Source organism: Pseudomonas sp. VMV1 (assembly GCF_056790235.1).
Genome location: NZ_JBXGSE010000019.1, coordinates 1 through 12,294 on the forward strand (window position 1 = coordinate 1; position 12,294 = coordinate 12,294).

The 12,294-nt window shown below is 64.1% G+C and carries 8 protein-coding genes and 3 pseudogenes; 6 read left to right on the forward strand and 5 right to left on the reverse strand.

Annotated features, from left to right (window positions below):
* Positions 1 to 123 precede the first annotated feature (123 nt).
* Complete coding sequence (locus ACUCV0_RS23600) at positions 124 to 1,029, forward strand: DMT family transporter (RefSeq protein ID WP_158896971.1); 906 nt, start codon at positions 124 to 126, stop codon at positions 1,027 to 1,029.
* A 297-nt stretch (positions 1,030 to 1,326) separates the two neighbouring features.
* Here the strand turns inward: ACUCV0_RS23600 and azu are convergent, their stop codons facing one another.
* On the reverse strand, positions 1,327 to 1,773 hold the full coding sequence (gene azu, locus ACUCV0_RS23605; RefSeq protein WP_158896970.1) for an azurin: 447 nt from the start codon (positions 1,771 to 1,773) through the stop codon (positions 1,327 to 1,329).
* A gap of 13 nt (positions 1,774 to 1,786) precedes the next feature.
* A pseudogene (locus ACUCV0_RS23610) lies at positions 1,787 to 4,039 on the reverse strand (penicillin acylase family protein).
* 169 nt (positions 4,040 to 4,208) lie between these two features.
* Here ACUCV0_RS23610 and ACUCV0_RS23615 point away from each other — a divergent pair.
* The 5 genes and pseudogenes from ACUCV0_RS23615 to ACUCV0_RS23635 form a co-directional block, all read left to right on the forward strand.
* A complete protein-coding gene (locus ACUCV0_RS23615; protein ID WP_482213884.1) occupies positions 4,209 to 5,114 on the forward strand; it encodes a FecR family protein in 906 nt (301 codons plus the stop codon).
* Between the two features lie 26 nt (positions 5,115 to 5,140).
* Complete coding sequence (locus tag ACUCV0_RS23620; protein WP_482213885.1) at positions 5,141 to 6,295, forward strand: efflux RND transporter periplasmic adaptor subunit; 1,155 nt, start codon at positions 5,141 to 5,143, stop codon at positions 6,293 to 6,295.
* On the forward strand, positions 6,292 to 8,238 hold the full coding sequence (locus tag ACUCV0_RS23625; protein WP_482213886.1) for a MacB family efflux pump subunit: 1,947 nt from the start codon (positions 6,292 to 6,294) through the stop codon (positions 8,236 to 8,238). The genes ACUCV0_RS23620 and ACUCV0_RS23625 overlap by 4 nt, the downstream gene beginning before the upstream one ends.
* Positions 8,235 to 9,653 (forward strand): annotated as a pseudogene (locus tag ACUCV0_RS23630) (efflux transporter outer membrane subunit). The gene ACUCV0_RS23625 and the pseudogene ACUCV0_RS23630 overlap by 4 nt, the downstream one beginning before the upstream one ends.
* A 158-nt stretch (positions 9,654 to 9,811) precedes the next feature.
* Positions 9,812 to 10,123 (forward strand): annotated as a pseudogene (locus ACUCV0_RS23635) (membrane dipeptidase); the annotation flags it as partial.
* 359 nt (positions 10,124 to 10,482) lie between these two features.
* On the opposite strand, the gene ACUCV0_RS23640 reads toward ACUCV0_RS23635, so the two are convergent.
* The 3 genes from ACUCV0_RS23640 to ACUCV0_RS23650 all read right to left on the reverse strand — a co-directional run bounded on the left by ACUCV0_RS23640 (position 10,483) and on the right by ACUCV0_RS23650 (position 11,823).
* Positions 10,483 to 10,800 carry a hypothetical protein gene (locus ACUCV0_RS23640; RefSeq protein ID WP_158897012.1) on the reverse strand — a complete coding sequence of 106 codons (318 nt, stop codon included), beginning with the start codon at positions 10,798 to 10,800 and terminating at the stop codon, positions 10,483 to 10,485.
* A 42-nt stretch (positions 10,801 to 10,842) separates the two neighbouring features.
* Positions 10,843 to 11,268 carry a hypothetical protein gene (locus ACUCV0_RS23645; protein ID WP_158897011.1) on the reverse strand — a complete coding sequence of 142 codons (426 nt, stop codon included), beginning with the start codon at positions 11,266 to 11,268 and terminating at the stop codon, positions 10,843 to 10,845.
* Between the two features lie 414 nt (positions 11,269 to 11,682).
* Complete coding sequence (locus ACUCV0_RS23650) at positions 11,683 to 11,823, reverse strand: hypothetical protein (RefSeq protein ID WP_156522273.1); 141 nt, start codon at positions 11,821 to 11,823, stop codon at positions 11,683 to 11,685.
* Between the last annotated feature and the right edge of the window lie 471 nt (positions 11,824 to 12,294).

The window sequence follows — 12,294 nt, forward strand, 5'->3', positions numbered from 1 at the left end:
GTGCCTGTCACAACACTCTTCCAAGTTTTGGGCAATTTGCTATCAGCTCGCCAGGTGGCAGGGAGGCGTAGGTGACGATGTTGCCCAATGTAGAAGCCATATTCAAAAGAAGCGAGTTAGCCAATGGTGAAATTTAAGCATGACAACACTGACGATAATATCCCCTTGGCCATAATTGCAATCTTGCTGACCGTGCTTGCACTGTCTTTAGGAGACGCGCTCGTCAAGCTGATGAGCAGTACCTTTGTTATCTGGCAGATTTTCGTACTCCGATCAGTATTGATCCTTCCGGTTCTACTGCTGCTTGCTCGGGCAACCGGTGCAAGGAAACTCCCGCTAGGCGTGGGCTGGATTGTACTGCGCAGCGTCATGTTGATTGGGATGTGGGTACTGTACTATCTGTCACTGTCACATTTGACGCTTTCTGCGGCCGCAGCGGCTTACAACACATTGCCGATCTTCATCGCCATGCTCTCCGCGTTAATCTCTGGCGAGCGAGTCGGTGGTATTGGCTGGGTAGCAGTGGTTATGGGTTTTGCGGGTGTATTATTAATTCTTCGACCCGATGCTGAAGACTTTAATTTCTACACGATCTTACCGGTGGGCTCTGCGATACTATGTGCCTGCGCGATGACAATCACTAGACTCAAGTGTAGGGATCAGCACCCAATTATACTATCTCTGCATCTGAATATCGGTTTTATAATAGTTGGGTCGCTGGTCAGCGTGTTATTACTCGAGATGCCCAAGGACTTGCGTCATGGTTTTCTGTTTGCCGCTTGGACACCGATGGGCCATGCCGAATGGCAGGCGATAGTACTTTTGGCACTAGCGCTATTGGTTGGCAGCATTGGTGCTGCTATTGCCTACCAGAAGGGTCCTTCAGCCATGATAGGAACGTTAAATTTCTCTTATGTAGGCTTTGCGGCCATATGGGGTTTTGTCTTTTTGGGAGAAATGCCTGATATAATCTCGACGTTAGGTATGGTGATGATTATAGCTGCGGGAGTCCTTTCTGTACGTCATTAATGCAAGCCACGTCTTATGAAATTTTTACTTAGCCAGCCCAGCGACATCTCTACTTAGCCTTGACACATTACTTGACGCCTAACCAGGCGTGATGTCGGCTCGAAGTTGACCGATTACAACCCAAAACCTTGTGAACTGATACGTTTCCAGCGCAGACATGGATATGCTGAGCGACATCAAGGCCATCCAACTGACGGCCTTAAATGACTGTCAGAATTTTCAGCTTGCCAGCGCATCCACAGCTGCAACAGCGCCGTCTTCTTCACATATTTGACACGCGGTCGTAAAAATCGGTTATCAGATAACTGTGAAGATTCCTTTCATCAAAGTCAGGTGGCCGGGGAAGCTACAGAAGAATTCATAGGCCTCATCGCTCTTCAGACCAGCAAGGGAGAAGGTCACGCTGTCACTCTCACCGCCGCCGATCAAGCGAGTGTGGGCGATCACGCGCGGATCCTTGGGCTTGAGGTAGTCCTCCTCGAACCCTGCTCTGCCGCCGTCCGCATCGATTGCCTCGGCGTCGCTGGCCTTGGCCAGCACCCAGTTGTGCTCCATCACGCTCTTGGGCATGTTGCCCGAGTGGGTCAGGTGGAGCGTGAAGGTCTGGCAACTCCGACTTGCTTCGAGGGCTTGAACGCTGTAGGTCATCATGTCGGTACCGTCCACGGTGGCCTCGCAAGAGGCCGCCTGGGACCAAGGGGCGACGCCGGCCAGGACGATCAAGGTCAGGGCACGCAGCAGCATGGGATATCTCCTTTCAAGGCGTGCGACGAAGAATCTGCAAATAAGGATTAGCCTGGATCTGCCGCTCGGTGAAGGGCAGCGTCAGCCACTGTTGACGGGAGAACAGGAGGGTCTGGTCGCGATGGTGGGCCGAGCGCGGATCGCTGGACTGAGAGAAGGCCAGCACACCCCGGGCCTCGGGGCCAGCCGCGGTGAACCGCACCACCTGGATATAGCTGCTGCCCGCAACCACCTCTCGCTGATCGCCCTGTACCTCGCTCTGGATGGCGTTATAGATGCCCAAATGCCCGTCGCCCCCGGGGATGGCCACCCCGGCACTGCGCTGCACCTCGCCCCAGGCGCGTGGCAGGCGTTCGGCAACGGCCTCGGTCAGCCAGCGGTCCAGCCTCTCAGGGGCACCCTCACGGGCGTAATCGATGCCAGCCGGCGTGTGCAACGGATCGGCGGGGTCGAAGGGGCGCCGCCATAGGCTGCCATCCGCGGTCAGTCGTTGCATGACGCCTGCGAACACCTGCAGACCCGGCCCTGCGATGAGATTGGCGGTTCCGTCCCAGTCCGCCAGCTCCTGGCAAGCGCTGCGTACCGACGGCGGATGAGCTGGCCGCGCGCAGTACGCGAGTAAATCCGGCATCACCCAGACGCCGCTGGCGACCTGATTGGCCACCACCAGTTGGCGCAGCCCTTCGGCGCTGACCTTGGGCATGGTCGCCAAGCGGGCCAGGGCAAAGCGCGTGCGAGCCCCCAGGGGTTCGCCGGCACGACTCACCAGCGGCGAAAAGCCTTCCAGCGGTCGCACGGGATCGGTGAGCCAGGCACTGTCGTTGCTGTTCTGCAGCACGCGGGTGCCGACCAACTGGGGTTGCTGGGCTGCCGGAACGATGCCCGGTTGGCGCGCGCGCGGATCGTCCCGCCAGTGACACGCGGCGAGATCGCCTCGCAGCCCCGGCAGGCCCTGGGCCGCCAGTTCGGGCAGCACTCAGGCTTGAAGCCGCGCGGCGTCCAGGTGTGGCACTACCGACAGGTCAAGGTAGGCAACCTGGCCTTGGTCGTCCGCCGCCAGGGTGTTGACCCAGGGAATGCCCTGGCGCGTGGCGATCGCCCGGGTCAAGGCGGCCGTGCTGTCGGCCCGGTTAATGGCGTCCCACTGGGCGAGTACCCGGGTGTTGTCCAGGTTGGCGTCGCGCAGCGCCCAGGCTTGGGTAGCGGTCTCGTCTAAGGGCCCAGGGAGGCGGATTAGCGGGCCGAAACGCGAAACCCAAACACTGCGCTCGATGGTGGTCAGGTGGCCAGCCGCGGTCCGTACCGCCACCTTGACCACCTCTTCACGCAATGGCAGCGACTGGCCATCGACCAGGTAGTGTCGCGGGCGGCGCGGATCGAGCGTCAGCCGATGCAGGGTGAAATGCGCGGCAGTATCCACCGTGTGAGTCCAGGCCAGATGCCGGTTGAAGCCGATGTTCACCAGCGGCAAACCCGGCAGCGCGGCGCCCATGACGTCGAGCTGCCCCGGCAGGGTCAGATGCAGTTGATAGAAGCGCAACGCGCCGTGCCAGGGAAAATGAGGATTGGCCAGTAGCAGGCTGCGCGCTCCAGCGGCGCGGGCACTGCCAACGGCGACCGCGTTGCTACCTAGCTCCTGGCGCAATCGTCGCGAGCCCGTCTGGACACCTGCCAAACCATCGCGCTGCAACGTGGCCGCGGCGAAGCCCTCGCCGAATTGACCCAGTCCGCCCTCCACCAGCAGCCGATGCGTCAACCGAATGAGATCCTCGCGCACCAGCGGTCTTGCCCAGGGCTCGTTCGCACAGCCCAGCGGGGTGGTAGGTGCTTGCAGATAGCGGTTGAACCCGGCGACATAGCCATCGAGACGGTCGGTCATGCTGACGGGCTGCGCCCGGTCGAAACGGCGCACCGCCGCCGCGTCATTGACCCAGCCGAAGAGCACGTCGGAGGCCAGGTTGGGCAGACCCGTCGAATTGACCCCTCGCTCCCCCAGGTAACGCGCACGTTCGCCTCGGGCGGTCATGGCCTCTTCCAGCAGCAGGCAGGCATTGTCACGGGCGTAGGCGTAGCCGATGCCATAGCCCAGTCCTCGCTCGTCCGTCGCACGGATGTGCGGGATGCCGTATTGGGTCCAGCGGATTTCCACGGGCTGATTCGGCGCGGCCTGGGCACCGACAGCGCCAAGACTCAGCCCCGCCACCAGTGAGAGATAGCGAAATGAACGAAGCACGAAAGGCAAACCTCTACCTGCAAGACCGGACATGCAGAGCAAACGAGCCTTTGGCGGAAAAATTTAAAGTGGGTCGGGCGGTTTGCGTTCCTAACGCAGCCTCATTGTAAAGATGCGGAAAAATAGCCCCAGGGCCTGTACGGTTTCCTCCTGAAACGAGTTAGCCTTGCCACCCTTCAGCGCCACCCGACCCTATCCAACCATGACGCCTTCTGCCGGCCCCCCCGACCATGACATTGCGGACGCCGCCGTCGACTGGTGCATCCGACTGCACGACGCCGAGTGCAGCGCCAGCGACCGCGCGGCCTTCCAGCGTTGGCTGGCGCGCGATCCGCGACATGCGTATGAATACCAGCGGGTGGAGCGCACCTGGCAGCTCAGCGGGCTGATTCCCGCCCAGACCAGCCGGGCACCGCACAGAGTCCGCCGCACGCGCCGTCCATTGGCAACTGCTGCCATGCTCCTGATCGGTCTCGTGCTGGCCGGCTGGGGTGGTTGGGAACAGGGTTGGCTGCCCAACAACTACCACAGGTACCAGGCCGAACGAGAGCTGCAGCGCCTGGTCCTGCCCGATGGCAGCGAACTGGAGCTAGATCAGCGCTCTACCCTGAGCTTCGCCAACTTCAAGGATCGTCGCCAGGTCTGGCTGAGCCAGGGCAGCGCCTACTTCCACGCCAGCCGTGACCAGGCCCACCCCTTCCAGGTGAAGGCCGGTCAGGTAACGGTCACCGTGACCGGAACCCGGTTCAGCGTCCGCGCCCTGGGCGACGAGGTGCGGGTAACCGTCGCCGAGGGCTCGGTGGAGGTCGCCAGCCATGCCGATGGCGAAGACGCCCTGCTCACCCCCGGCACCCAGGCACGCTATCGCAAGGGCCAGGACCGACCCGAGGTCGGCGCAGTGGACCTGGACACCGCCCTGGCCTGGCGCAGTGGTCGGCTGGTGCTCAACGATCTGACGCTGGCCGAAGCGCTGCCGCTGATCAATCCCTACCTGGAGCGCCCCCTGGTGTTGGCCGATGCCGCCACCGGCGAGCTGCGGGTGGGCGGGGTCTTCGGCACCGGCAATCTCCAGGCACTGGTACAAGGATTGCCGCAAATAGTGGGGTAGCCTTCCAGGTACCTTTACGACGCCCCATGACCTCCCTTCGCCATCCCACCCTCGCCTTGGCCCTGGCTGCGGCCTTGAGTCTCTGCGCCATCGCGGCCTGGGCGCTGCTCCCGCGCACCAGCCAGTACGGCCCCACGGTGGTCGCCGACCTCCAGAGTCAGGTGACGGCTCTGGGCACTCTACAGCCGAGGCGCTATGTCGATGTTGGCGCCCAGGCCTCCGGGCAGATCCTGCGCCTGCACGTCGAGCCCGGCAGTGAAGTGGAGGCCGGGCAATTGCTGGTGGAAATCGATCCAGCCACTCAGCGGGCCCGCGTCGAAGCCGGCCATGCGCAGATCGATGCCCTGCACGCCCAGCTCGCCGAACAACGCGCCTTGCAGACCCTGGCCAGCCAACAGCACCGCCGCCAACTGGAACTGGCCCGCGGCAATGCAACCCGTGCGGAAGACGTGCAGAGCGCCAAGGCGCAGCTGGACGCCAGCGCCGCCCGGGTGCGCGGCCTGGAGGCCCAGATTCGCCAGGCTCGCGCCGGTTTGCGCCGCTACGAGGCCGAACTCGGCTACACGCGCATCTATGCGCCCCTGAGCGGCACCGTGGTGGCGGTGGACGCCCGTGAAGGCCAGACCCTCAACGCCCAGCAGCAGACGCCGCTGATCCTGCGTATCGCCCGCCTTTCGCCGATGACCCTCTGGGCCCAGGTGTCCGAGGCCGACATCGGCCGTATCAAGCCCGGCATGACCACCTGGTTCACCCTGCTCAGCGGCGAACCGCGCCGTTGGGAAGGCAGGGTCCGGCAGATCCTGCCCGTCCCTCCTCGGCCTCTGGAGCAGAGCAATCAGGGCGGTGGGAGCCCGGTCGGCGACCAGGCCGGCCAGAGCAGGGTGGTGCTCTACACCGTGCTGATCGATGTCGACAACGAGGATCGCACCCTGATGGCAGACATGACCGCCCAGGTCACCTTCCTGGTGGACCTGGCGGCCGGTGCGCTGAGTCTGCCGGTGGCGGCGGTGCAGGACGATGGCCACGGCAGGGGCCTGGCCTGGGTGCTGACGGCCGATGGCACACCCGAAGCCCGGCGGCTGGAGACCGGCCTCAGCGATCGCCAGCGCTTGCAGATCCGCGCCGGCCTGGCCGAAGGTGAGCGAGTGCTGGTGGATCCGCCACAGGACGTCGCGCCATGAGCCGCGTGCCGCTGATCGAACTGGAGGCCGTGCGCAAGGCCTATGGCGGTGGTGAAACGCCCCGGATCGAGGTGCTCAAGGGTATTTCCCTACGCATCGACGCCGGTGAATTCGTCGCCATCGTCGGCGCTTCCGGCTCCGGCAAATCGACGCTGATGAATATCCTCGGCTGCCTGGATCGTCCCAGTAGCGGCCACTATCGCTTCGCCGGCCAGGATGTGGCGGTACTGGATCGCGATGCCCTGGCCTGGTTGCGTCGTGAGGCCTTCGGCTTCGTTTTTCAGGGCTATCACCTGATTCCCGCCGCTTCGGCCCAGGAGAACGTCGAATTGCCCGCGCTCTACGCCGGCGCCTCGGCCAGCCAGCGCAATCACCGCGCTGCCGCCCTGCTGGGACGTCTGGGCCTGGCGGAGCGCACCGCCAACCGACCGCATCAGCTGTCCGGTGGTCAGCAGCAGCGGGTGTCCATCTCCCGGGCCTTGATGAACGGCGGCCACATCATCCTCGCCGACGAACCCACCGGGGCGCTGGATAGCCACAGCGGCCAGCAGGTCATGGCACTGCTCGATGAGATGGCTGCGGAAGGCCACGTCATCATCCTCATCACCCACGATCGCCAGGTCGCCGAGCGCGCCGCCCGGGTGATCGAGATCAGTGACGGCGAGATCGTCGCGGATCGCCGACTGCGCCCTGCGGGCGAGTCAGGACTTCCCGCCATCGACCCCACCACCCGCCAGGAAACGCCCTACGGCCTCCTGCTCGCCGAAGGCCTCGACGCGCTGCGCGGCGCCTGGCACACGCTCTGGAGCAATCGGATACGCACGGTGCTGACCCTGCTCGGTATCGTCATCGGCGTGGCGTCGGTGGTGGTGATGCTGGCCGTGGGTGAAGGCAGCAAACGCAAGGTCATGGCGCAGATGGGCGCCTTCGGCTCCAACATCCTCTACCTGAGCGGTCGCGCGCCGAGTCCACGCGCCCCCGAAGGGGTAGTGACCCTGGACGACGTGGCGGCCCTGGCGACCCTGCCCCAGGTGCGTCGCATCATGCCGGTCAACGGCGCGGAACTGACCGTGCGCCATGGCAACCGCGACATGCAGGCCTACGTCGGTGGCAGCAACCCGGACTTCCCTAAGATCCTCAACTGGCCGGTGGTCCGCGGCAGCTATTTCAGCCAGGTCGACGAAGCCCAGGCCGCCACCGTGGCGGTGATTGGCGACCGGGTGCGCCGGACCCTTTTCGAGGGGCGCGATCCCATCGGCCAGCAGATCCTTATCGAGAACGTGCCCTTCCGGGTGGTCGGTGTGCTCGCCGCCAAAGGCGCCAGTTCCGGCGATCAGAACGCCGATGACCGCATCGCCATCCCCTACTCCGCCGCCAGCATCCGCCTGTTCGGTCGCCACCAGCCCGAGTACGTGATCATCGCCGCCAGCGACGGTAGCCAGGTCCATCGCGCGGGCGCCGCCATCGAGCGTCTGATGCTGCGCCTGCACGACGGCCGCACGGATTTCGAACTCACCAACGACGCTGCCCTGATCCAGGCCGAGGCGCGCACCCAGGGCACCCTGTCGCTGATGCTCGGGGCCATCGCCGCCATCTCCCTGCTGGTCGGCGGCATCGGCGTGATGAACGTGATGCTGATGACCGTACGCGAGCGGACCCGCGAGATCGGCATCCGCGTCGCCGTGGGCGCCCGCCAGCGCGACATCCTGCGTCAATTCCTTACCGAAGCGGGTCTGCTGGCGCTGATCGGCGGGGTTATCGGCCTGGCCCTGGCCTTGACCATCGGCGCCGCGCTGCACTTGGCCAGCGTGTCACTGGTATTCACCCTGCCGGCGGTGCAGGGCGCCTTCGGCTGCGCCCTGCTCACGGGCGTGCTGTTCGGCTTCATGCCCGCGCGCCAGGCCGCTCGCCTGGACCCCGTCGTCGCCCTGGCCAGCCAATGAAGCTCGTCCTGTTGCGCTGCCTGCCGCTATGCCTGCTGCTCACCGCCTGCACCACCCCACCCCCACAGACGCCCCCCAAGGCGAACGTCCCCGCTCAGTGGCAGGCCGGCCCCCAACCCGCCCGCGAGCGCCTGGACGCCTGGTGGCGTGGCTTCGCTGATCCCCAGTTGGCACCCCTAATCGAACGCGCCCGGCGCAACAATCCCGACCTCAGCGCCGCCCTGGCGCGCGTGGAACAGGCCCGCGCCCAGGCACAGGTTGCCGCCGGCAACCGCTGGCCGACGTTGCAGGCGGGGTTCAACGGTAACCACGAACGGTTGCTGCATGGCCCCGGCTATAGCGGCATCGACACCTACCGCGACGACCGGCGTCTGGAGGTCTTCAGCCTGGGGCTCGCCGCCAGCTACGAGGTCGACTTCTGGGGCGGCGTAGCGGCGCGGGCACGTAGCGGCGTGGCGACCTGGCAGGCCAGCGCCTTCGACCGCGACACCCTGGAGCTCACACTGCTGGCCAGCGTGGCCGCCGGCTACCTCGACCTCAGCGCCGTTCAGGCCCGCACCGCCATCGCCCGGCGCAACCTGGACAATGCCGAGTAGGTGCTTGCACTGGTCAGCACCCGCCAGATCGCTGGCGCTGCCAGCCCCTTGGAGCTGGCCCAGCAGCGCGGCCTGGTCGCCCGCCAGCGCCAGCAACTCGAAAGCCTGCGCCAGGACACCGCCAATGCCCGCCTGGTCCTGGCCACCCTGCTGGGTGAACCGGTGACGCGACTGCAGCTTCCGACTGGCGACTTCGCCCGCCTGCAGGTGCCGGCCACCGGCGTCGGCCTGCCCAGCGAACTGCTCGCCCGCCGCCCCGACGTGGCCCGCGTCGAAGCCCGCTTGGCTGCGGCCCAGGCCGACGTTCAGGTAGCGCGCAGCCTGATGCTGCCGCGCCTCACCCTCAAGGCCAACCTGGCCGTGGGCGCCGATCATCTGGCCGACCTGTTCGCAAACCGCTACTACGACCTTGGCGGCGCCCTGCTCGCCCCCATCTTCAACGCCGGTGCCCTGCGCGCCGGCTACCAGGCCAGCCAGGCGCCCCAGCAGGAACTATTGGAAAACTACCGTAAGGCCCTGCTCGACGCCTTCGGCGACGTCGACCGCGCGCTCAACGACGGCGCCGGGCTGGATCGCCAACTGCATTGGCAAGCCCAAACGCTGGACCAGGCGCAGCAAGCGTTCGGCCTGGCCGAAACTCGCTACCGCGCCGGCGCTGACACCCTGCTCACCCTGCTCGATGCCCAACGCAACCTCTACCAGGCCCAGGACGATGCCATCACCCTGCGCCTGCAGCGGCTCAGGGCCAGCGTGGCGCTGTTCAGGGCGTTGGGGGGTGGGTGGGAAGGTACTGCTGAAAGCATTCCTCAGGTCCGCTAGCCCAAAGGCAGCCAAATCTACCAACGGCCGCAGCTCGGATATCGCGCTTCGCGCGCAGCTTTTTACGTCTACCTCGCAAACGCTTAAAGATGTCGGACATCGGCCGATAAAGCGGCACTATGCCAAGGAAGCTTGACTTTTGAATATGAATTCACCTCTATGCCAGCCAGCTCTACACCCTGCTCGAAGAGGACCCTAAAGCCAGCCTCGCCCAGTACGTGGACGCCATCGACTACACGGTGAAGAAGGTCGGCATCGATCACGTCGGCATCAGCTCGGACTTCAACGATGGCGGCGGCCTGGATGGCTGGCAGAACGTCGGGGAATTACGCAACGTGACCGCCGAGTTGATCACCCGCGGCTACAGCGATGCCGACATCGCCAAGCTGTGGGGAGGCAACTTCCTGCGGGCCTGGGCCGAGGTGCAGGCCCAGGCCAAACACCCCCAGAAGCACGCCGGCCATGAGTGACAGACGCAGCTTCCTCAAGCGGGGCGGCCTGCTGGCGGCCGGTCTGCCGTTGCTGGCGCCGGCGGGTCGCGACACCCTTGCCGTGCAGAGGGCAGGCGACATGGCGCCCCACCTTGCTAAGTGCGCGTGCATCGATCTCAGGGCACAGATCCTCCAGGATGGAATCCCAGCTCCGCACCTTTGCCGCGTCACGCACCGCACTCGCTTTCAAATTTCTCATCATGGACCTCCAGGTAAAGCCCAGCACCGGGGCTTCCCGAAATCCCCGAGACGGGAGCTTGGGGAAGCCCCGGCGCTGGGAAGGGGTCCAGAGAGACTTCGCCCCCAGAGGGGGATAAGCCCCCCTGGGGTTGATTGGATCAGGCTGCCTGCCGCAGGCTCGGTAGGGACAGCGAGTTGAGGTACTGACGGGCAGTATCGATAGCTTCGTGAATGACCTCGCGGCCGGCGCTGCAAACGCGCCGACCGTCCGGAAGCTCTACGCCGTAGACGTGCTTGCCGGCGAGAAGGATGTCGCCACCCTCCTCTTCACCAGTGACCAGGTAGACCTTGGCCTCCAGTGCGCAGAATTGCAGATTTTCTTCCATGACGGCCGTGATTCGCTCATCGAGCTCGTCATCGGCGGTCTGCCATTCGAACGGGTTGTAGGTCTCATCCTCGAAGGCGTTGAGCCACACGAAAGCGATCCAGGCGAAAGGACGCTTTCGCGCAGGTAGCGATCAGTGAGGCATGTAGCCCATGCGCGCAAGCATCGCCCCCGTAGAGACGACGTCCTCTTCTAAGGCCGTCATGAAGCGGTGGAACGCGACCTTGTGCGTAGGGCCGCCGTATACCTCCGCGGCGGTACCCTCAACGCTACGAGCCGACTCGCTCAAGGACGTGGATCGCTCATGTACATAGCGATCTCGGCCCGGTGACAACGTGAGCTCCTCGTGCTGGTCTGCGTTTTCCTTGAGCTCGCGCCAGACCGCCGGAAGGATCTCCGGTACCAGGGGCGGGCCAAGCTTTTCGACGTCGAGCGTACTGGTGAAGTTTGCGCCGTCGCCCTGGCAGTAGCCGAGGGAGAAGCGCACGTCGTCGGACGTGTAGCCAAGCTTGTCGAGCTGGCGGGCCATCATAGTGGTAAGCGCGGTGTTGATAGACATTCCTGGATCTCCGATAAACGCGGAGTCCGGCCCCGGCGGGGACGAAGCCCGCGCGGGTTGAGGATTGGCCAATCAGAACGAAAAGCCGGTGCTGAAGAGCTCAGCTGCTGCATCACGAAGGCGCACCATGGCGCCATCGAGAATTCACTGTGGACTGCCTGAGGGGCACTCCGCAGTAGACTCAAAGCAAGCCCCGCCGCATGGGCGGGGACTCGCTTGAGCAATCGCTTCAGAGAAGCAGATCGAGAACGACAATCACCAGATTGATGATCTCGGCCATGGTGCACCTCCTGGTTGAGAGGGACCCTGCCCCCATCGGGAGCAGAAGTCCCGTGGGGAAAGGCCTTGCGGCCTGCTGATACGTCTATCGGTGAAAGCACAGCCTCCCGGAAGAGAGGCTGGCCAGGATTACGCTCAAGCCTTGCGGGCTTGCGCCTTTACCGCGTTGATCGCGCCCCGCAGGGGTGCGAAGTAGATCGCCGGCGCCTGCTTGGCAGCGCTCACGAACTCAGCAGCGAAGGTTTTGAAGAAACGCACCAGGTGATGTCGGAACATGATCGGCTCCTCGCCAGTACATGTCCCGAGCATACGCCCGGGTTTGTGCCATCACAAAGGCTTTGAGCGAGCGTTTTGGTGACGGTTATGCAGCCATCGCCACCTGTAAGCTATCAGGATCGATCCGCCACTCCCAAAACATAAATCCCCTCGGGGCAGGAAAAGTAAGGGATTGATCATCAGGATGGTGTTCTCGAGGAAGCACAGCTTTGGCCGTGGACGTAGCGACATTGTACTCCCGTAGCCCCTGCGCCGAGAGCCTCAGCGTTACCTCTGGCGTTACGACGAGGAGCACGATGCCAGCGCTAACAAGCCTATGGCAGGCAAAGTGAATTGAGAGGAACGCGGACAGAATGGCCCCTCGTGCTACGGCATCCTAGAGCGAGCTCTCATCAAAAATGCGAAGACTTCCGCTCCATAGAGATAGATGTCTCGAGGTTCGTCGGTGCGCTGTTAGAGAATTGGTTACCT

What these genes read in the sequence shown, in the direction of transcription:
- ACUCV0_RS23600 (WP_158896971.1), top strand. Translation starts at nt 124, where the DNA reads ATGGTGAAATTTAAGCATGACAACACTGACGATAATATCCCCTTGGCC.
- azu (WP_158896970.1), bottom strand. Translation starts at nt 1,773, where the DNA reads ATGCTGCTGCGTGCCCTGACCTTGATCGTCCTGGCCGGCGTCGCCCCT.
- ACUCV0_RS23615 (WP_482213884.1), top strand. Translation starts at nt 4,209, where the DNA reads ATGACGCCTTCTGCCGGCCCCCCCGACCATGACATTGCGGACGCCGCC.
- ACUCV0_RS23620 (WP_482213885.1), top strand. Translation starts at nt 5,141, where the DNA reads ATGACCTCCCTTCGCCATCCCACCCTCGCCTTGGCCCTGGCTGCGGCC.
- ACUCV0_RS23625 (WP_482213886.1), top strand. Translation starts at nt 6,292, where the DNA reads ATGAGCCGCGTGCCGCTGATCGAACTGGAGGCCGTGCGCAAGGCCTAT.
- ACUCV0_RS23645 (WP_158897011.1), bottom strand. Translation starts at nt 11,268, where the DNA reads ATGTCTATCAACACCGCGCTTACCACTATGATGGCCCGCCAGCTCGAC.
- ACUCV0_RS23650 (WP_156522273.1), bottom strand. Translation starts at nt 11,823, where the DNA reads ATGTTCCGACATCACCTGGTGCGTTTCTTCAAAACCTTCGCTGCTGAG.